The organism is Actinosynnema sp. NPDC037264 (assembly GCF_055603705.1).
Window position 1 is genome coordinate 40,065 of record NZ_JBVJVK010000036.1, and the last position, 18,835, is coordinate 58,899.

Below are 18,835 nucleotides of genomic sequence, written 5' to 3' on the forward strand. Positions count from 1 at the left end.
GCAAGCCGTCGACGGCGGCGCTGTCGCTCGATCAGGCGATCTTCACACCCGGACCGCGATCGCCATGCCCTGGCCGACGCCCACGCACGCCGCCGCCACGCCCAGGCCGCCGCCGCGCGCCCGCAGGTGCCGGCACAGGTCCACGATCACGCGCGGGAACGAGGCGCCCAGTGGGTGGCCGTACGCGATCGCACCGCCGTGCACGTTGACCTTCTCCCGCTCGACCTCCGGCAGGTGGTGCAGCACCGACAGCGCCATCGCCGCGAACGCCTCGTTGATCTCCCACAGGTCGACCTGCGACGACTCGATCTTCAACCGGCCCAGCAGCTTCCGGATCGCCGACACCGGCGCCAGGGTGAACCGCTGCGGGTCCTCCGCGGTCACGGCCGAGCCCAGGAACTCGCCCAACGGCGTGATCCCCAACGAGGTCGCGACCTCCTCCGACCCCATCAGCACCGCCGTCGCGCCGTCGTTCAACGGCGACGAGTTGCCCGCCGTCACCGGCCCGCTCTCCGAGAACGCCGACTTCAGCTTCCCCAGCTTGTCCGCCGACGTCTCCGGCCGCACGGACTCGTCCCGCCGCACGGGCGCACCGTCCCGCAGCTGCACGGGGAACGCGAACCCGTCGTGCACCCCGGCGTCCCAAGCCGCCGACGCCCGCCGGTGCGACCGCAGCGCGAACAGGTCCATCTGCTCCCGCGTGATGCCCAACGACACCGCGACGTCCTCCGCCGCACGCCCCAGCGGCACGGTCCACTCGGCCTTCATCCGCGGGTTCACCAGCCGCCACCCGAGCGCCGTCGACACCGACTCCAACCGGTCGGCGAACGGCTTGTCCGGCCGCGGCACGACGAACGGCGCCCGCGTCATCCCCTCGACACCACCGGCGACGAGCAGCGAGGCGTCCCCGAGCGCCAACGCCCGCGCCGCCTGCACGATCGCCTCACCGCCCGACGCGCACAGCCGGTTGATCGCCACCCCCGGCACCGAGGTCGGCAACCCGGCCAGCAGCGCCGCCATCCGCCCGATGTTCCGGTTCTCCTCGCCCGCGCCGTTGGTGTTGCCCAGCAGCACGTCGTCGATCGACGCGGGGTCCAGCGAGGCGTGCCGCCGCAGCAGCTCCACGATCGGCAGCGCGGCCAGGTCGTCCACGCGCACCCCGGACAGCCCACCGCGGTAGCGGCCGAACGGGGTGCGGGCGGCGTCGAGGATGAGGGGGCGCGACATGCGCCCCATCCTCTCACCGGCCGACGAAGAACGGGATGTAAGCCGAGGTGGGACGGGTCTCACCGGACGTGCCGAACAGCCGCACCTCGATCAGGTGCGGCCCCGGCGACATGCCGCTGGTGTTCAGCGCGAACCGGTACCGCCCGGCGATGCCCGGCCCGCCGGACGCGGTCGGCACGACGGCCACGCGGTCGTCGTCCACCCGCACGCTGAACCCGGCCAGCCCCGCCAGCAGCACGCCGGTCCGCCCCTCCAGCGCGAGGTCGAACACCATCCGCCCGGGCTGCACCGCCGCGCCCTCCGGCACGGTCTGGCCGCTCGCGTCGAGCACCGTGCCGTTGACCCGCGGCAGCTCCGGCACCCGCGCGATCACCGGCGGCTTCGCCGTGCTCGGCGGCGTGCCCGAGGACGACCCGCTCAGCTCCAGGTCCACGTGCGTCGCCTGCACCCGCAGCCCGGTCAGCAGCGTGACGCCCAGCTTGCCCGTCGACCCGACCCGCAACGCCTCCGCCGGCAGGTCAGCCACCAGCGGGTACGCCACACCGGCCCGCCACGGCGCACCGGTCGCACCGGGCCGCGCGGGCACCGCCACCCCGCCCACCGACACGCTGAACGACGGCGCTTCCGGCGACGCGTCGGTGTGCAGCAACGCCAGCCGCAGCTGCCCACCCGTCACCCCGGGCAACGCCCGCGTCTCCGCCACCGCCGCCTCGGCCGCCACCGACACCTCGACGTCCGGCCCCGGCACCCACGGGGGCGCGGTGGCCTCCGCCGCGCCGAACGCGATCAGGCTGATCGCCACCCGCTGCCCGGTCGGCCCCGCCACGGACACCAGCGCCGTCGCCTCGCGCCACCCGGGCACCGCCGGACTGGTCGCGACCAGCTCGCCGTCGAGCAGCACCCGCGCGCCGTCACGCCTGAGCACCAGCTCCCACCGGTGGCTGAGCCCGGCCTCCAACGCCGGCACCGCGCGCACCGCCGTGGTCGGCGTCCCGGCGGGCACGAGCACCTGCACGGACGTCGTGCCCGCGCTCGTCGCCACCCGCAGCCGCACCGCGTCCGGCGGCAACGCGTCACCGCTGACCAGCGACACCGGCCCCGGCACGAGGTCGAGCACGAGCTCGCCGTCACCGCCGGGCGCGTCGGTCTCCACCACGAACCGGCCGAGCTCGTCGGCGTCCCGCAGCACGAACGGCGTGCGCGAGCGCAACGTCGCCGGAGCCGCCGCGCAGTTGTTGGTGAGCACCAGCCGCCGACCGTCGTCGTCCTGACCGGGCACGGCACGCGCGCAGTTGGCCCGTGACGCCAGCCGCCACCGGGTCGGGTCGGGCGCGTCCGGCTGGTCGAACCGGTCCTCCAGGGCGTAGTCGCCCGCGGGGCTCGCGTGCGGCGTCCCGGTGGACCTCGCGGGCGAGGAGCGCTGCCCGAACGCGTCCACGGCGTACACCGCGACCTCGTACATCCGCTCGTCCTCGAGCCCGTCGAGCTGCGTCGCGCGCTCCGTGATCAGCTTGGCGCGGTCGAGCCGGCCGACCTCGCCCCACCGCACCTCGTAACCGGGCGCGTCACCGGTCCACCGCAGCTGCAACCGACGAGGCCCGGACGTCACGCGCACCTCGCGCGGCGACTCCGGCGGCGGACCGGCCGTCGGCACCAGCACGCCCTCGGCGGCGTACGCCTCCAGCGACGTGGGCGGCGGCGCGGACGCGCTCGTCCTGGCGACGGGTTCGCCGACGCCCTCCGTGCGCAACACGGTGATCACCCCGGCGAACAGCACCGCACCGACGGCGATGAGGGCGATCCGACGACGTTCCATTGAGTCAAGCTAGGTCGCGTGGTGACCGCGGTCACCAAGTCGTTGCGCACCCGATACCAAGAAGGGCCTAGAGCGGCCGGATCTCGAAGGTCTGCTCGTACGACTGCACGCCCCGCCGTTCGTCCACCGGGAGTACCCGCACGTCCAGCTCGTGCCGACCGCCGGCCAGCCCGGCGAGGTCGATCAGGAACTCGTGCCGCCCGCCGGCCGAGCCGTTCGTCGGCAGCACGGCGATCCGCTCGCCGTCGAGGTCGACCTCCACGCCCTTGACGGCGGCGACCTCGCGCGCCCGCGTGTCGGCGAGCTCGACCGTCAGCCGCACCTCGCCCTCGTGCGGGAAGAGGGGGAACGACGAGTCGCTCACGGACTCGTGCACCACCGAAACCGCTGGTGGGGGCACCAACGGGTCGGGCAGCGGGCGCTTGACGAGCCGGGGGAGCGGGTGGCGCGCGTCCTGACCGTCGGCGATGACGAGGTGCGCGTTGTAGGAGGTGAGGCCGCCGTCGGAGCGCAGCCCGACCTTCGGGTTCGAGTCCGGCGACGGCAGCGGGAAGTCGGCGTAGACCACGGACGGGCGGTACTGGTCGAGGCCGTGGTCCGACGGCATGAACACCGCGGGCGCGGACCGCGCGCCGAACTCCACGGTGATCGGCGCGGTGCGTTCGGAGACCACGGACGCGACCACGCGCACCGAGGACGCGCCGGCCAGCTGGGAGTTGGCCACGTTGCCCAACGACACCCCGCCGTCGCGCTTGTCGGCCGGACCGAGCGGCGCCACGGAACCCGGCGCGGGCGTGCCCGGCACGCCGCCGATGCCGAACGTGTCCAGGTGGGTGCCCTGCGCCTGCCGGAACGCCAGGCGCACGCGGGCGGACGTCCACGGCAGCCGGACCGGCGCGGACGCCACCTCGACCCCGTCGCGCAACGCCACCACGGAGCCGGGCAGCACGCGCAGCTCCCAGCGGTGGCGGACGCCCGGTGTCGGCGGCGGGTACGTGCCGAAGGTTTCGCCCAGCGGCGCGTCGTGACCCAGGACGAACTGCGCGCCGAACGGCGTGATGCGCAGGACCAGGACGTCCGGCGGGAACGGTTCCTCCAGGTGGCCGAGGTCGTGCACCGGGTCGGGCAGCAGGGCGATCAGCACCGCGCTCTCGTCCGGCCGGTAGCCGATCGGGCCGTCGGTGGTGAGGGAGACCTCGGCGACCGCGCCGTCCGGGGCGGGCGCGCCGAACCGCAGCGGCACGTTGGACTGGAGGTCGACGCGGTCGCAGTCGATCTCCAGCCGCTCGCCGTTGAGCGGGCGGAGGCAGAGGCAGTCGGTGTTGCCGCGGTCGAAGACCCGCCACCGCCGCGGGTTGAGCGCTTCCGGGCCGTCGAACAGGTCCAGGGGCGTCATCAGGCCGTCGAGCCACGTCTCGTCGTACGCGAGCCTCGGCACGGCCTTCGCGGTGGCGGGGTCGGAGCGGTTGCCCATCGCGTCCAGCGCGCGGACCTCGACGGTGACGTCGGCGTTGGCCTCGAGGTCGGTCAGCTCGGTCTCGGTGCCGCGGACCAGGCGGGTCCGGCCGTTCCAGCGCACCTCGAAGCCGCCGTGGCCGATGCCGTCGGTGGCCGTCCAGGTGGCGCGCAGGCTCGTGCGGTCCACGGCGGTCAGGCGCAGGTCGGTGGGCGTGGCCAGGTGTTGGGTGTCGGGGACGTACTCGACCTTCTCGTCCAGGAACCGTTCGAAGGCCTGCGGGGGAGGGGGAGCGGATTCGTTGCGCAGGACCGCCACCGCGCCGCCGAGGAGTGCGAGACCCCCTACGACGGCGATGAGCTTGCGACGCTCCACCGATGCACCTTATGGGGTGCGTGCGAGCGCGGTTGTGCCGTTCAGCGCAACGACCCGGCCTCCGCGTGACCCCAGGTCGCGCAGGGCGCGCAGGGCGTCGGGCGCGGTGAGGTCGATGGTCAGGTCGGTGCGCGTGGTCTGGTTCTGCAACGCCACGCGTGCGGCGTGACCGGCGTCGATGGTCTTGGCCAGGCCGCCGGTCGAGGCGAGCGAGCCGCGGGCCGCGCCGAGCCGGCCCAGGGCGTCGTCCACGGCGTCGAGCAGCGCGCCGCGGTTGCCCTCGCACATGGCGCGGACGAGTTCGGGACGGCTGCCCGCGACGCGCGTGCCGTCGCCGAACGAGCCCGCGGCCAGGGAGAGCGCGAGCGGTCCGCCGTCCGCGCCGACGCTGGCCAGCACGGCGGCGAGCAGGTGCGGCAGGTGGGAGATGCGGGCCACCGCGGCGTCGTGCTCCAGGGCGGTGGTCGGCACGACGTGCGCCTTTGCGGCGAAGGCCAGTGCCATGACGTCGGTGAGGACGTCCGGGTCGGCGTCGTCCTCGGCGGTGACGACCCAGGCGGCGTCGTGGAAGAGGTCGGCGCGGCCCGCGGACCAGCCCGAGGAGGAGGTGCCGGCCATCGGGTGGCCGCCGACGTAGCGGGCGTGCGGGGCGACGCGGCGGACCAGGTCGGCGACCGGGCCCTTGACGCTGACCACGTCGGTGAGCCGGACGCCGTCGGGGAGGGCGCGGAGCACTTCTTCCACAGCCGGCAGCGGAACGGCCACGACGACGAGCGCGTCGTGTACGCGCGCGCGTTCGAGTGCCCCGGCGAGGTCGACCACGTCGTAGCCGTCCTGCCGGGCCGCCTCCGCGTCGGCTGTCGAAGCGGTCGCGCCCCAGGTCACGCACCCCGCGGCGGCTGCCGCGCGCAACACCGAACCACCGATCAACCCGAGCCCGACCACGCAGACGCTTCGCACGGCGCTCATCCTGCCGGCGCGGACGGGCAGCCCCTACTTGTCCACAGGACAGGAGTTGTCCACAGATCGGCGATCACCGATCGCACCACCCCGCGCCGGACGGCAAAGTCGAGGCCATGACCACCACAGCCCCGACCTCACCTCACGTCCGCCTTCGGCCTACCGCAGTCCTTACTGCCGCAGTTCGTTCCGCCGCCGACCACCGTGCCGCCGACTGTTCTGTCGCCGACCGTCCTGCCGACGGCTGTGCTACCGCGACTTGTCCTGCCGCCGACCGGCCTACCGGAGGGCGTCCAGCGCGAACGCGGTGTAGACGACGACTCCGTGCTCCATGGCCGCCTCGTCGAAGAGCACCCGGTTCGAGTGGTTCGGCTCCGCGCGGTCCAGTTCGACCCCGCGCGGGCAGGCGCCCAGGAAGGCGATTGCGCCCGGCACCCGTTGCAGCACGTACGAGAAGTCCTCGGCGCCCATCAGCGGGTCGTCCATGGGGGAGGCCCACCGTGAGCCGAGGGCCGCCGCGGTGATGTCGACGACGTGCGGGCCGACCGCGTCGTCGTTCACCGTGACCGGGTAGCCGGGGACGATCTCGACCTCGGCCGTGCAGCCGTGCGCGGCGGCCACGTGCGTGACGACCTGCTGGAGCTCGCGGTGCACCAGGGCCCTGGTGTCCTCCGAGAGCGTCCGGATGGTGCCCTCGACCAGCGCGGTCTCCGGGATGATGTTGGTCGTCGTGCCCGCGGTGATGTGGCCGATGGTGACCACGGCCGGGTGGTGCACGCTGACCCGCCTGGCGACCATCGTCTGCAGCGCGCCGACCATGGCGGCGGCGGGCGGCACCGGGTCGATCGCGTCGTGCGGCATGCCGCCGTGCCCGCCGCGGCCCTTGACGGTGATGTGGAAGGTGTCCGCCGAGGCCATCGTCGGCCCGGGGCGGCAGACGACGACGCCCGACTGGAGCGTGGAGGTGATGTGCAGGGCGAACGCTTTCTCCACCGGGGTGCCCGCGGCGTCGAGCACGCCCTCGTCGAGCATGTGCCGAGCGCCGTGCTGACCCTCCTCGCCGGGCTGGAACATGAACACGACCTGACCGGCCAGCGCCTCGCGGCGTGAGGAGAGCAGGCGTGCCGCGGAGGCGAGCATGGCGACGTGCGTGTCGTGGCCGCAGGCGTGCATGGAGCCGTCGATCTCCGAGGCGTACGCCAGGCCCGTCTCCTCCTGCAACGGCAGCGCGTCCATGTCGCCGCGCAGCAGGACGGTCGGCCCGGGCTTGCCGCCGCGCAGCACCGCGGTGACCGAGCTGCTGGACCCGCCGGTGGTCACCTCGACCGGCAGGCCGGACAGCGCGTGCTGGATCGCGGCCTGGGTCGCGGGCAGGTCCAACCCCTGCTCGGGGTGCCGGTGCACCTGCCGTCGCAACGCCACTGTCCTGGGCTGGAGGGCTCGGGCGGCTTCCACCAGCCCGGTGAACCTGGGCTCGGGGGCGGTCGTCCTGGCGTTCGGCAGAGTTGTGCTCATCCCTCGATAGTGGCATCGGTCGGCCCCCCGTGCCCGTGGCCGAGGCCCCCGTGCTACCGGGTGCCGAGGTGTGGCCCTACGGTGTGCACATGGCACACCAGGAGCCGGTCAACGGCTTCGCTGTCGCGGTCGTTCGTGAAGACGGCCGCTGGCGGTGCAGCAAGATGGACAGCTCGGCGCTGTCCGAGCTCGACGCGGCGATCACGGAACTGCGCCAACTGCGCTCGACGGGTGCCGTCTTCGGGCTGCTGGCGGTGGACGACGAGTTCTTCATCGTCCTGCGCCCGGTGCCGGGTGGGGTGTCGCTCCTGCTGTCCGACGCCGCGGCCGCGCTCGACTACGACATCGCCGCCGACGTCCTCGACCTGCTCCGGGTCGACCCGCCGGACGAGGAGGACGACGAGCTGTGGCCCGAGGGCGACCTCGCCGTGCTCGCCGACCTCGGCATGCCGGAGCACGAGATGCAGGTGATCGTGGACGAGGTCGACCTGTACCCGGACGAGCAGCTGCAGATGATCGCGCAGCGCTGCGGGTTCGGCGACGAGTTCACCAAGCTGCTGGACAGCCTCCAGGCGTGATCGCGTGATCAGCGAGGCGTCCGACGAGGCGATGGTCGAAGCCGCCCTGGAGGTCGCCGCCGAGGCGCCCGGGACCGGCGACATCCCCATCGGCGCGGTCGTCTACGGACCGGACGGCGCCGAGCTGGCGCGCGCCTGCAACGCCCGCGAAGCCCTGGGCGACCCGACCGCGCACGCCGAGGTCCTGGCCCTCCGCGCCGCCGCCGCGGCCTACGGCGACGGCTGGCGCCTCACCGGCTGCACCCTGGCGGTGACCGTGGAGCCGTGCACGATGTGCGCGGGCGCGCTGGTCCTGGCCCGCGTGGACCGGGTGGTCTTCGGCTGCTGGGAACCCCGGACCGGCGCTGTCGGCTCCCTGTGGGACGTGGTGCGCGACCGCCGCCTGAACCACCGACCGGAAGTCGTCGGCGGTGTCCTGGCCGAGCGCTGCGCCGCCCTGATGGAGTCGTTCTTCGCGGACCTGTGACCCTCTGCCGCTCTGACCAGCGCAGATCCGATCGACCACCCCCTGTTGGGTGCAAGCGCGGCGGTCTTGTATTGTTCTCGGCGGTGGCGTGTCCGAGCGGCCGAAGGAGCACGCCTCGAAAGCGTGTGAGGTGAAAGCCTCCGTGGGTTCAAATCCCACCGCCACCGCAGGTCAGAGCCCCGGTTGCCGATCATGGCAACCGGGGCTCTGACGTCTGGTGGCATTCCTGGTGGCAATTGCCCTGTCAGGCGGCCGGTACGGGTGCTCCGGTGGCGTCTCCCTCGTCCCCGTCGTCCGCGGTCTCAGACGGCTCCTCAGCGGGCTTCCAGAGCAACCCTCCGACCCGCTCGGCCACGTCCCGACGGATTGCTGCGGTGATGTGCTGGTACCGGGCTGCCATCGCTGTGTTCGACCAGCCCATGATGCCCATCACGGTCCGCTCGGCGACCCTGAGCAGCAGCAGCACCGTTGCCGCGGTGTGTCGAGCGTCGTGCAGACGGCCATCCGGCACCTTCGCGGCTTCGACCAGTCGTTTCCACTCGTCGTAATCCGAACGCGGGTTGAGCGGTGCGCCGGTCGGCGTGGTGAACACATAGCCGGTTTCGGTCCACAGGTCAGCCGCCTTCTCCCGTTCCCGGTTCTGTTCGGCCTGGTGAAGCTTGAGCAACCTCACCAACTCGTCCGGCAGGCCGATTCCGCGCTTACCTGCGGCGGACTTCGTCCCTGCCGTCTCAGCACGTACCGGCACTCTGTCCGGGCAGTAACCGCCGTACTTCTTGCCGCACGGCTTGGCGCACCCGTGCTGCCACTTCGGGCGCAGCCTGTTCCGACGGACTGTGAGCGTCCCAACCTCCAAATCCACGTCCGACCAGCGCAAGCCGAGTGCTTCCCCCTGCCGAAGTCCGAGTGCCAACGCGATAGCCCACCGCGCACCGTTGCGTCGCTTCTGGGCGGTCTCCAAGAGCGCCTTGACCTGGTCCACCGTGTACGGTTCAACCTCGATTTCCTCGACCTTCGGTGCCTTGGCTTCCAACGCCGGATTCCCTGTCAGATGCTTCCGCCGCACTGCGACGTTCAGCGCGGCTCGGATGGTCCGATGGACTTGGTGCACGGTTGCCGCGCTTGTGGTCGGCCCGAACTTCGTCTTCTGCTTCAGGATTTTGCGGTAGAGTTTTTCGAGGTGCTCCGGCTGCAACTTGTCCAACCGGTGCGCACCGATTCCGGGTACCAAGTGGACGCGTACCGCCACTTCGTACGCGCTGTAGGCGTTCTCTGTGACGACCGGCGGAGCGACGATGTTGTGCAACCAGTGCTTGAGCCAGGTTTCGACGGTCCAGTTCTGGCCCGCCTTCCGAACGCGCCCCTCGTCCCGTTCCTTCTCCAGCCTACGAACCTTGTCAGTGACTTCGGACTGGTTCTGACCACGGACGTGCCTGCGGTCCGGCCTGCCGTTGTCCTTCACTCCGACCGTGACATAGCCGTGCCAGCACTTGTCTTTCTCGCTGTAGTAAATGCTCGATCGACCGTTGGAGTTTCGGGTCTTCTTCTCGCGTGGCACCTGGTCTCCTACGCAGCCGGACGGGTAGAGGTCTGCTCGGCAACCAGCCGAGCGGCGTAGCGACTGATCGCGTCTACGTGAATCCGCCGCAAACGGCCGATCTGCACCGATTCGAGCTCTCCTGACTTCACCAGGGCATACGCCTTGGTCTTGCCGATGTTCAGCCGCTCGGCGGCTTCTTCGACGGTGAGTAGCACTCGTTCTGGAGTCGGACGAGGTGAGGGAAGTTCGACTGCTGCCGGTTGTGTCGTCATGAGGACGGTCAACCGCGCGATCAGTTCAGCGATCTCCGTATTGCGAGCGTTTGCGCTCATGCCGCGCCCTCCGGAGTTTCGACAGGCAGGTAGCGTGCCCAGGCGTCCGCCAAGCCGACCTGATCGACCTGCGTGTCGGTGGGGTAGGTGACGTAGCCCTTAGCAACGGTGTTGTTGTGCTTGAACGTGAGCGGTGCGACCTGGTAGCGGCTCAGTTCCCGCGCAAGTCGTCGTGCGTCCAATGATTTGCCGTGCAGGTCGGACCACGGCGCGTCGTCCATCGCGCGGAGGCGTTCCACGATGTCGGTGGTGTGCATCCGGTCGGTACCGGCGGTGGTGAACAGCGTGCGGAGGTCGGCCAGAAGTTGGATTCCGAGCGATGGGGTGGGCTTGTTGGCGCTGAGCACGAAGTGCACGCACGCGGCCCGTGCGGTCTCGGGCCAGTGGCCTCCGGCCGCGTCGGCGATGGCCAGCAGCGGTTCCCAGATTTCGGCGGACCGGTCGTGCACACCGGTCGGCATGGTCGGTTCAGCGTCACCGAGCTGTTCCCCGATGCCGGTGATCCAGGTGGCCAGCGCGTCGCGGATCGGCGCGGCGTCACGTTCGGCGCGGCGTTCCAGGTAGCCGTCCACGTGTTCGTCGTGGCGGCGCTTGCGCAGGTTGACCGTGATGGCGCGGGTGGTGAGGGTGTCGGGCATGGAGCCGACCAGTCCGGCCAGCGCGGCGGGCGCGAAGATGGGGAGACGTTCGACCACGAAACCGGCCCCGGCGTCACCCTTGACCTTGGGGATGGTGGCGGTGCGCTTGTAGCCGAGGTTGAGCATCCCGCGCACGTCCTCGTTACCGCCGCCGCCCGCGGCGAAGATGGTGTCCACCTCGTCCAACAGGATCGTGATGGGACCGGCGGCGACCATGCGCACCAACGCCGCGGCGGACCCTGAAGCGGTCATCTCCGGTGCCAAGGTGAGGTGCTTGGCGACTTCGAGCACGCGCGTCTTGCCGGACCCCGGTTCGGCCGACGAGAGGATCAGCCGGGGCGTGACGTAGAAGTGCTCCGCGGCCCAGGTGTGCGCGTACCAGAGGGCGAGCATCGGGGCGCAGTGTTGCGAGGGGAACGCGGAGAACCGCGCGACGAAGTCGCGGACCTGGTCGAGGATGACGTGGCCGGGCAGGGGCGGAGCGGTCGGGACGACACGCAGTGCGGCGGTCATGCTGCGGTTCCTCTCGTGCGTTCGCGGTAGGCGGCTTGTCGGCAGGCTTGGGAGCAGTGGCGTGGCCATCGGCCGGTGGCGGGGCGGGTGAGTGGGGTGCCGCATCGGCAGTGACGTTTTCCACCGGCGCCGGTGGCTTCCGTCATCGGAATGGCGCGGCGGGGTGACGTTTGCGCCCTGGGCGCTTGCGTCACGGGCGTGGCGTGGTGGCGTGCGTGGCCGATGAGCTGCACGCCGATCCAGAACGTGTAGGGCGGCGGGATGGCCTGGGTGAGGTTGGGCCAGGGCATCCAGTCGATGCCCATGGCCGCGCGTCCGACCTCGGTCGGTGTGCCGGGTGACGCTTCCCCTTCGACGGGGTTCCGTGACGCTTCCCCGCCGGCTGGGTTTCGTCTCCCGCGCTGGCCGTAGGAGCCGTAGACGGGAACGGCGGGTGCGCCGCGGTCGTGGTGGCAGGGTGTGCCGTGCAGGTCGAGGTTGGACTCGAACAGGCGGTGTCGGCGCACGCCGAGGCGCAGCGTGTCGCCGCAGATGGTGATCGGGTCGTGCAGGGGTGATCCGGGGACGTTCTCGATGACGTAACCCCACACGTCCCCTCGGGCGACGGCGTCGCGCAGCCGCTGACGGATCGGGTCGACAAGGTCGGGGTGGTCGTCGCGCCGGTCTGCGGGGGTGGCCGCGGAGTAGCGCTGGCACGGCGGTGACGCTGCGATCACGTCGTAGCCGGACAGGTCGACGGTGAGGGCGTCGGCTTGGATGAACGGGAACGGGTAGTGCGGTTGTGGCTCGATGTCGACGCCGGTCACGTCGAACCCTGCCGCGTGGTACCCGGCGGACGCGCCGCCTGCGCAGCAGAACAGGTCCAGCAGACGCGGGCGGTTCATGCCGCACCCCGCCGTGGGGTGCTGGCTCCGGCGCGGAGTCCGTCGCTGATGGTGCGGCGGACCTTGGCTTCGGTGCAGTCGCAGCCGGGGCCGATCATGTGGGCCGCTGCGGTGAGCAGGTGGTGCTCTGCTGTAGTCGGAGAGAGATTGCCCTCCCCGACGTGGCGGCCGAGCGCGACGGCTGCGATGAACAGGGTCTTGCTGTGCTTGCCTCGTTGGGCCGCTGCGACCCTGTCGCACTCGGCCCTGACTGCGGCGTCCACGTAGGCGTCGCGTCGCTGTGTGGGCAGCACAACGGGCGCTGAGATGGCCGTACGCGGCTTGGGGGACAGTGCCTGGACCAACCACCCCGGCGGGTCGGCGGGTTCGCGGTCGTCGGTGGTCGTGTAGGTGCCGTCCGGGGTGGTCGATCCGGGTGCGACGACGTAGCCACCGGCCGCGCGGGTGTCGATCAGCGTCCCGAGTGCGTCCTGGGTGTTGCGCAGCTCCACATCGGACGGGGCCCGGTAGTACAGGTGTTCACCGCCGCGCGGGGTGGCGACGGCGCGGGTGTCGAACATCTGCTCGACCGGGTGACCGCCACGCACGCAGAGGTCGGTGAGCACGTCACGTCCCCACTCGATCCCCTGCCGACTACAGCCGTTCTTGTCCTGTGCGGCGGGTGTCTTCGGGGTGTCGAGGTCGACCACGAGCAGCCCGGACGGGCCGGTGGCGATGCCGATGTTGAACGCTCCGGCCGACCAGCAGCGTTCGATGACGGCCGGGTCGGTGGTGGCGCGCTGCTCCCAGCCGACGTGACCGGTGGTGCAGGTTCCGTTGCGGGGGCAGGACTTCGCGCCGTGCAGGGCGGGGATCTTGGTGCCGGGACGCAGTGGGAAGACGTGGAAGCCGAGGGCTGCGGCGGCCAGGGCGTGGCGCTTGAGTTCGTCGCGGGAGTCCATGACTGTCTCCTGTGGACGCTGTGACAGTGGTGGCTGCTTGCACTCGCACCGGGGACGGGGAGTGGTCACGTCCCCGGTGCGAGCTGCGGTGATGCGGATCAATCCGTGCCGCGCCGGTCGGTGCCGACGTGGCTGCCGGTGTCCGGTGTGGTCACGTCCCCTGCGTGCGGCGCTGTTCGCGCTGCTGTCGTGCCTGCTCCTTGAGCACGGCGACGGCATCGTTCACGGCGTCGTCGATCTCGAACTTGCCGCTGTCCCCGAGGCTCTCGTGACGCTTGTTGCGCAGCCGCTTGACCTCGTCGCCCATCAGCGCGCGGGCGAGCTTGTCCCCTGCCGCGACACGACCACAGATCTCCAGCAGGGGCTGTAGCTCCTTGTCCGGTTCGCGGCGGACCATCGGAACGGCGTGCAGCGTGCGCACCAGGTCGCGCAGGACCTCGGGCGTGCCGTCCGGGACCTGCGGGACGGGCGTGTCCGGGCCGTCCATGTCGCGGACCGCCTGCGACAGGCACGTCTTGGCGCGGCTGCCCTCGGGGAGCCGGTCGCGCAGCTGCTTGAGGTCGTCGACGGCCTGTTGGGCCGTGGCCTTGCGGCGCACGACGTCGGTGGCGATACGGCCCACGACGTTGGCCAGCGGTTCGCCGTCGATGTCCATCCGGGCGTCGGGCCCCATGTACTTGACCGCCGTCCCGACCGGGCCGTCGTCGTGGTAGTGCACCGGGCTGGTGTTGCCCAGGTCTCCCCAGGTGTTCTCCAGCAACGGCTTGTCGGACAGTTCGCCCGTCACCGGGACGGTCACCGGGGTGGGGTCGGTCACGTCCCCGCTGTGACCTGCGGCGTTGCCGTTGTCGTCGCTGTGCACGATGTTCTCCTTGGCCGCTTGCACGGTGGCGTCGGCTTGCGCGAGTCGTTGTTCGGCCCTGGCGATGGCATCGCCGTCCCCGGCGGCCTTGGCCCGGCGCAGCGCTTGCCGTGCCCGGGAGCGCTGCTTACGGGCGGTTTGGGTGGCGCGGCTGCTGGCTTGGCTGCCCTTGCAGCGACGTCCTCCGGCTCGACACATGTCACGTCCCCCGGTTGTCCTGCGGCTTCGGGCGGCGGTTGTTGGCGGCGGCGCGGCGGTCGCGGCGGGTGCGGGTGATCGCGTTCCACGCCTTGCGGCCGGTGCGCAGCCGCATTCCGCTGCCGTCGCAGCGGCGGCAGGGCCGGTAGGCCACGGCCAGCGGGGACCGGTGCTTGCCCGCGCCTTTGCAGGTGCGGCAGGGCTTGAACGGGTGGGTGGCGTACAGGCCGATGTGGACCACGGCCAGCAGCAACAGTCCGACGATGCCGACCGGCTTCACATCGGAGTGGTCACTTAACGTGAGCAAGAGGAGAGTGGTGAACGCGACGCGTGAGGGGGTCACGATATGGCCTTTCGGGCTGTTTCAGGGTGTGCGGCACCGACGCCGCTAGGAACTAGGGCGCTGATCAGGCAAGTGATGGGGTGCTAGCGGGGGCGCTAGGTCTAGCGGGGTTGGGTGCTAGACCCAGCGCCGTTCCGGGCTAGCCGCCCGACCTACTTTCCGTCACGCTTCGTGATGGCGGTGGTGATGTGGTCGCGGTCGACGCCGCGCCGGTTGGCTCCCTTGCCGGTGGCGGGGTCGGTGCCCCACACCTGCACGGTGGTGATGCCGTAGGGCTTGAGGGCGGAGGACAGGCGGGCGGCCTTGTCCTTGCCGTCACGGGGCCCGTTGTCGTCGGTGGCCCACGGGCCGTAGACGGCCGGTCGCAGCTCCGCCAACCGGTCCACGATGGACTCAGACCACGCCTTGTCGGCGTTGCCCATCGCGGTCAGCACGTCCGGTAGCAGGGTGTCGGCCGCGATGTCGTCGACTTCGACGTCCAGCCCGGCCGCGTAGCCGGTCAGCAGCCCGGCGGCGGTGCGCAGCGCGCGTGCCCGTGCGGCGATGGTCTCAGCGCCGGGGCCGTCGATGTAGACGCCCTTGACGGTGGTGGTCTCGTCGGTGACGCCCTTGAGCAGCCCGATCCCCTTGTCGGACAGGGTGAACTGGGTGGCGCGCTCACCGTTCTTGTACGACGAGGTGCCCAACACCATGTCGTTGGCCATCTGCCCGGTCACCTTGAGGCAGAACCGCAACACGGCGTTGTCGCTGATCTGGGTCGGGATGGACTTGGAGTCCGGCCGCTGGGTGGCCAGGATCAACACGATGCCGGTGGCCGGGCCGCGCTTGACCAGGTCGGTGCAGATCTCCTCGAACTCCGCACCGTGCTGCTCGTGCTCGAACCACACCTGGCACTCGTCCACCCCGATCACGATCGGGTGCAGCCCCAACGACCGCTTGGACGCCAACTCGGTGGTGACCTTGTTCTCGGGGCAGAGGTCCTTGGGCAGTTCCCGGATCACCTTGGTACGGCGGCGCATCTCCTCCCGCAGCGCCCGCAGGTCGACCAAGGCGTACTCCAGGTCTTCCGGGTCGTCACCGGCCCGGTAGCGGTGCGACACGGGCGCGAGTGGGGACAGGTCGCCGGTGCCCTTGAGGTCGTAGCTGTGCAGCTCCGCCCGGACGTCGAGCCCGGCGATGATCAGCAGCTCGCGCAACGTGAACGTCTTGCCCATACGCGGGACCGCGCCGATGATCCCGGACACGAACATCAGCACGATCTCGACCCACCGGCCACGGACGTCGGTGCCGAACGGCTGCGGCGTGAACAGGTCGATCGCGGCACCCTTGGCCAGCGGCCAGGCGGGCTGCTTGGCCTTGGACATGTCCCGGTCACCGACCCACAGCACGAGCTGGCCGGGGTGGCCGGTGGTGTTGTGCTCGGGCCAGACGCACCCGAGTGGACGCCCGAGTCCGGAGGCGAGCTTCTCCCGCTTCTCGATGACCTCGGTGGCGGTGACACCGCCGGGCAGCTCCACGTCCGCCCGCCAGCCGGGCCCGTCGCGGGTGATGGGCGCGGTGAACCCGATGGCACGCTCACCGGTCTTGGCCACCGCCTGGTTGATCCCACCGATGCCCAGGCTCGACAACGCCCGCACCACGACGTCCGAGGTGAGCTTGGCCGCCTGCGCACCGATCACCGCACGGCCAGCGACGGGCTTGTCCGCCGGGGTGCCGAGCTTGCCGAGAATGCCCAGCGCAACCATGCCGCAGACCCAGGTGACCCACCCCGGCGTGACCGAGGGCAGCACCATGAACAGCACCACCCCGAGGGTGGACCCCACCAACAGCAGGATCGTGCGCAGCCGGACCCGCGCGTTGCGTTCCGCGACGAGCTTGAGGTACTTCTCGGCCTCACCCCGGACGGCCATCTCCCGCCGCAGCGGACGCCCTTCCGAGTCCGAGACCCACCGGCCGGTCGCGGCCAGCAACAGCACCGCGCCCTGCGGGGACCGGGCGGCGAGCTTGAGCAGGTACAGCGGCACCCGGGCCGCGTGGTAGCCGGTGGCGTGCGCGTAGTGCCGCGCCACCCACCCCACCGTCTGCTTCGCCTCCGAGACCGTGCGCAGGTAACCGGGCACGATCGGCAACCGCTCGGTCTCCCGCAGCCGCGCCACCCAGTCACCGTCGCTGGTGCTACCGGGCTGGTCGACCAACACCGTCGGGCCCTCACCCGTGGTGTCGTCCTCGACCAACTCCGCATCCAGCACTTCGGGTGCCTGCTCAACCGCAGTGCCGGGGGGCGTGACGATTGCCGGGCCGTCTGGCGCCGGGGTTTCGTCGCCGCCGCCGATCACGGCGTGAGCGTCGGTGACGGGGAGTCGGTAGACGTTGCCGTTCGACGCGCTCTCGTCGGGCCGGTCGGCGGGGTCGGGCGTCCCGACCGCCGTGGTGGTGATGCTCATCGGGACACCTCCACGTCGTCGTCCTGGTCGTGGAGCAGGTGGGTCAGGGCAGCGCCGCAGCCGAGCACGACCACGGGCAGCACCGAGACGAACGTGGTGATCCACCACGGGGCCACGTCGACCCCGGACGCCTCCATCAGGTGGTAGGCCACCTGACCGAGCGCACCGAGCACGAGCGAACCGATCGCCGACCCGCGGGCGAACGACCGGGCCCGCGCCGACTTGGTGGCACCGGACAGCCACACCCGCAACGCGTAGGCGGCGTACGCCTCCACCCCGATGGGCAGGGTGATCGCGGAGTTGATGACGAACCCGTCCGCGATACCGGGCAACAGCCGGATCTCACCGAACCCGGCCTTCTCACCCAGACCCACCCAGCCACCCCAGATGGCCACGAACGCACCCGCGGCCAGCAACAGCAGCGGCCACGACCGCACCCGCGCCGCACGCCGCACGGGTGTCTCCGCCGGGGCGTCGTTCTCGACCCTCACGGTGGCCTGTACCGGGTCCGTGACCGGGCTGACCTCTACGGCGTCGTCGGATGCGATCTCGGCGAGAACAGCCGGGGTGTCCTCGGTGGCGTCGCTGTCGTCCGGGGCCGCGTGACGCTTCCCAGCCGGCGGGGTTTCGTCCCCGGTGGGTGACGCTTGCGCCCCGGTCGCTTCCGTCACCGACGGGGTCGGCCGCTCGGAGTCGACCGGCACGGAGTGCAGACGCACCACGGGTGCCGACACCTCCGGGAAGGGCGGGCGAAGCGGGCGGAACCCGGTGGCCTTGAGCGCGTTCAACGCCGCACTCGCCTTGGGCGCACCCACCTTGCAGCGCTTCATCACCTGGTTGCGTGACGGCCACTGGCCCAGCTCGTTCGCCAGGTTCCGCACCTGGTCGGTCAACGTGTCCAACGGGAGCGGGTAGGAGCTGGTCACGCCGCCACCTCCTCACGGCGCATCTGCACCGGACGGCGCGCACCGCGGGCGGGCTGAAACACCAGCGCCGCGGCGAACGCCAGCATGAGCAGCGCGGCCAGCACCGCGGCGTTGCCGTCGTGCGCGGCCAGCGTCCACAGCGCCGACACGGTCAGCAGGGCGGACAGCACAACCCGCCACAGCAGCAACGTCACCACGGCGACGACAGCGGCCAGCAACAGGAACGGCAGCGGGTAGGCGGTGATCAGGTCACCGGTCAGGTTGTGCGACGTCGTCGGACTCGACATGCTGATGCTCTCCTGCCTGCTCTTCTGGGTGGTGGAGACCAGGACCGGCGGTGTCTTCTTGGCGGGAGTCCGCCGCCGGTCCGAGGTGATCGGAGAAGGAAGTCGGAGGCTCATCACGCGGCCTCCGCGTAGTCGACGGCCGTGCCGCTCTCGGCGGTCTCGGCCTCGAAACACGGCCAGCACAAGCGGGTGCTGGTCGGCAGCACGTACAGCGCGTCTTTGCCGCAGCTGCGGCAGATACGGCGGGCGCGGTTGGCCAGCGCCAGCGCGCGCCACTTGGCCGGGGTCATCGGCCGGACGGGCTTGGCGCGGTCGATCAGGTAGAGATTCGCGAAGTTGCGGCGACCGGACGCGCGGTGACGCACGTAGAGCACCGCCACCGGATCCGCACCGCCGGGACGCAGGTCCAACTTCCGCAACTGACGGCGGGTAGCCAACTTCTCGCGCGGTGCACGACCCCAGGTCAGCAGCGGCAACCCGTCCACGGTGCCGCGCGTGAGCACCGCTCCGGCGGCCCAGGGCACCGACTCCACC

At 71.4% G+C, this 18,835-nt stretch carries 18 protein-coding genes and 1 tRNA gene; 3 read left to right on the forward strand and 16 right to left on the reverse strand.

The annotated features are described in order from the left end of the window. Positions 1 to 42: 42 nt before the first annotated feature. The 5 genes from ACZ7GX_RS30520 to ACZ7GX_RS30540 form a co-directional block, all read right to left on the reverse strand. A complete protein-coding gene (locus tag ACZ7GX_RS30520) occupies positions 43 to 1,227 on the reverse strand; it encodes a thiolase family protein (RefSeq protein ID WP_498781637.1) in 1,185 nt (394 codons plus the stop codon). A gap of 13 nt (positions 1,228 to 1,240) precedes the next feature. Then, a complete protein-coding gene (locus ACZ7GX_RS30525; protein ID WP_498781639.1) occupies positions 1,241 to 3,043 on the reverse strand; it encodes a fibronectin type III domain-containing protein in 1,803 nt (600 codons plus the stop codon). A 67-nt stretch (positions 3,044 to 3,110) separates the two neighbouring features. Next, a complete protein-coding gene (locus ACZ7GX_RS30530; RefSeq protein ID WP_498781641.1) occupies positions 3,111 to 4,874 on the reverse strand; it encodes a fibronectin type III domain-containing protein in 1,764 nt (587 codons plus the stop codon). A gap of 9 nt (positions 4,875 to 4,883) precedes the next feature. Then, positions 4,884 to 5,834, reverse strand: a complete 951-nt coding sequence (locus tag ACZ7GX_RS30535; protein ID WP_498781642.1) for a prephenate dehydrogenase — start codon at positions 5,832 to 5,834, stop codon at positions 4,884 to 4,886. Positions 5,835 to 6,113: 279 nt separating this feature from the next. Beyond that, entirely contained in the window at positions 6,114 to 7,349 is a 1,236-nt protein-coding gene (locus ACZ7GX_RS30540) for a M20 metallopeptidase family protein (RefSeq protein WP_498781643.1), read from the reverse strand. A gap of 89 nt (positions 7,350 to 7,438) precedes the next feature. Here ACZ7GX_RS30540 and ACZ7GX_RS30545 point away from each other — a divergent pair, with 89 nt between their 5' ends. The 3 genes from ACZ7GX_RS30545 to ACZ7GX_RS30555 all read left to right on the forward strand — a co-directional run bounded on the left by ACZ7GX_RS30545 (position 7,439) and on the right by ACZ7GX_RS30555 (position 8,560). Then, entirely contained in the window at positions 7,439 to 7,927 is a 489-nt protein-coding gene (locus ACZ7GX_RS30545) for a tRNA adenosine deaminase-associated protein (protein ID WP_498781644.1), read from the forward strand. A gap of 31 nt (positions 7,928 to 7,958) precedes the next feature. Next, positions 7,959 to 8,393 (forward strand): nucleoside deaminase, encoded by a 435-nt coding sequence (locus tag ACZ7GX_RS30550; RefSeq protein WP_230570133.1) that lies wholly within the window; start codon positions 7,959 to 7,961, stop codon positions 8,391 to 8,393. A gap of 82 nt (positions 8,394 to 8,475) precedes the next feature. Then, a tRNA-Ser gene (locus tag ACZ7GX_RS30555) sits at positions 8,476 to 8,560 on the forward strand. Between the two features lie 77 nt (positions 8,561 to 8,637). Here the strand turns inward: ACZ7GX_RS30555 and ACZ7GX_RS30560 are convergent. From ACZ7GX_RS30560 to ACZ7GX_RS30610, 11 genes are all read right to left on the reverse strand, one after another. Next, on the reverse strand, positions 8,638 to 9,951 hold the full coding sequence (locus ACZ7GX_RS30560) for a tyrosine-type recombinase/integrase (protein WP_498781645.1): 1,314 nt from the start codon (positions 9,949 to 9,951) through the stop codon (positions 8,638 to 8,640). 8 nt (positions 9,952 to 9,959) lie between these two features. Then, positions 9,960 to 10,265: a helix-turn-helix domain-containing protein gene (locus tag ACZ7GX_RS30565; RefSeq protein WP_498781646.1), complete on the reverse strand. Its 306-nt coding sequence runs from the start codon at positions 10,263 to 10,265 to the stop codon at positions 9,960 to 9,962. Beyond that, positions 10,262 to 11,416, reverse strand: a complete 1,155-nt coding sequence (locus ACZ7GX_RS30570) for a DUF3631 domain-containing protein (RefSeq protein ID WP_498781647.1) — start codon at positions 11,414 to 11,416, stop codon at positions 10,262 to 10,264. Before ACZ7GX_RS30570 ends, ACZ7GX_RS30565 begins: the two co-directional genes overlap by 4 nt. Continuing rightward, positions 11,413 to 12,222 carry a hypothetical protein gene (locus ACZ7GX_RS30575; RefSeq protein WP_498781648.1) on the reverse strand — a complete coding sequence of 270 codons (810 nt, stop codon included), beginning with the start codon at positions 12,220 to 12,222 and terminating at the stop codon, positions 11,413 to 11,415. The genes ACZ7GX_RS30570 and ACZ7GX_RS30575 overlap by 4 nt, the downstream gene beginning before the upstream one ends. Before the next feature lie 74 nt (positions 12,223 to 12,296). Further along, positions 12,297 to 13,241: a bifunctional DNA primase/polymerase gene (locus tag ACZ7GX_RS30580; RefSeq protein WP_498781649.1), complete on the reverse strand. Its 945-nt coding sequence runs from the start codon at positions 13,239 to 13,241 to the stop codon at positions 12,297 to 12,299. Between the two features lie 151 nt (positions 13,242 to 13,392). Then, a complete protein-coding gene (locus tag ACZ7GX_RS30585; RefSeq protein WP_498781650.1) occupies positions 13,393 to 14,301 on the reverse strand; it encodes a hypothetical protein in 909 nt (302 codons plus the stop codon). A gap of 1 nt (position 14,302) precedes the next feature. After that, complete coding sequence (locus ACZ7GX_RS30590; RefSeq protein ID WP_498781651.1) at positions 14,303 to 14,608, reverse strand: hypothetical protein; 306 nt, start codon at positions 14,606 to 14,608, stop codon at positions 14,303 to 14,305. A 188-nt stretch (positions 14,609 to 14,796) separates the two neighbouring features. Beyond that, a complete protein-coding gene (locus ACZ7GX_RS30595) occupies positions 14,797 to 17,088 on the reverse strand; it encodes a cell division protein FtsK (RefSeq protein WP_498781652.1) in 2,292 nt (763 codons plus the stop codon). Then, positions 17,085 to 18,014 (reverse strand): ABC transporter permease, encoded by a 930-nt coding sequence (locus tag ACZ7GX_RS30600; protein WP_498781653.1) that lies wholly within the window; start codon positions 18,012 to 18,014, stop codon positions 17,085 to 17,087. Before ACZ7GX_RS30600 ends, ACZ7GX_RS30595 begins: the two co-directional genes overlap by 4 nt. Continuing rightward, positions 18,011 to 18,415 (reverse strand): hypothetical protein, encoded by a 405-nt coding sequence (locus tag ACZ7GX_RS30605; protein ID WP_498781654.1) that lies wholly within the window; start codon positions 18,413 to 18,415, stop codon positions 18,011 to 18,013. Before ACZ7GX_RS30605 ends, ACZ7GX_RS30600 begins: the two co-directional genes overlap by 4 nt. Continuing rightward, the gene (locus ACZ7GX_RS30610) at positions 18,415 to 18,834 is read right to left on the reverse strand and encodes an RRQRL motif-containing zinc-binding protein (protein WP_498781655.1); all 420 of its coding nucleotides are present in this window, start codon (positions 18,832 to 18,834) and stop codon (positions 18,415 to 18,417) included. Before ACZ7GX_RS30610 ends, ACZ7GX_RS30605 begins: the two co-directional genes overlap by 1 nt. Between the last annotated feature and the right edge of the window lies 1 nt (position 18,835).

Coding starts and splice junctions, on each gene's coding strand:
- ACZ7GX_RS30520 (WP_498781637.1), bottom strand. CDS start 1,227: ATGTCGCGCCCCCTCATCCTCGACGCCGCCCGCACCCCGTTCGGCCGC.
- ACZ7GX_RS30525 (WP_498781639.1), bottom strand. CDS start 3,043: ATGGAACGTCGTCGGATCGCCCTCATCGCCGTCGGTGCGGTGCTGTTC.
- ACZ7GX_RS30540 (WP_498781643.1), bottom strand. CDS start 7,349: ATGAGCACAACTCTGCCGAACGCCAGGACGACCGCCCCCGAGCCCAGG.
- ACZ7GX_RS30545 (WP_498781644.1), top strand. CDS start 7,439: ATGGCACACCAGGAGCCGGTCAACGGCTTCGCTGTCGCGGTCGTTCGT.
- ACZ7GX_RS30550 (WP_230570133.1), top strand. CDS start 7,959: ATGGTCGAAGCCGCCCTGGAGGTCGCCGCCGAGGCGCCCGGGACCGGC.
- ACZ7GX_RS30565 (WP_498781646.1), bottom strand. CDS start 10,265: ATGAGCGCAAACGCTCGCAATACGGAGATCGCTGAACTGATCGCGCGG.
- ACZ7GX_RS30570 (WP_498781647.1), bottom strand. CDS start 11,416: ATGACCGCCGCACTGCGTGTCGTCCCGACCGCTCCGCCCCTGCCCGGC.
- ACZ7GX_RS30580 (WP_498781649.1), bottom strand. CDS start 13,241: ATGGACTCCCGCGACGAACTCAAGCGCCACGCCCTGGCCGCCGCAGCC.
- ACZ7GX_RS30585 (WP_498781650.1), bottom strand. CDS start 14,301: ATGTGTCGAGCCGGAGGACGTCGCTGCAAGGGCAGCCAAGCCAGCAGC.
- ACZ7GX_RS30595 (WP_498781652.1), bottom strand. CDS start 17,088: ATGAGCATCACCACCACGGCGGTCGGGACGCCCGACCCCGCCGACCGG.
- ACZ7GX_RS30605 (WP_498781654.1), bottom strand. CDS start 18,415: ATGAGCCTCCGACTTCCTTCTCCGATCACCTCGGACCGGCGGCGGACT.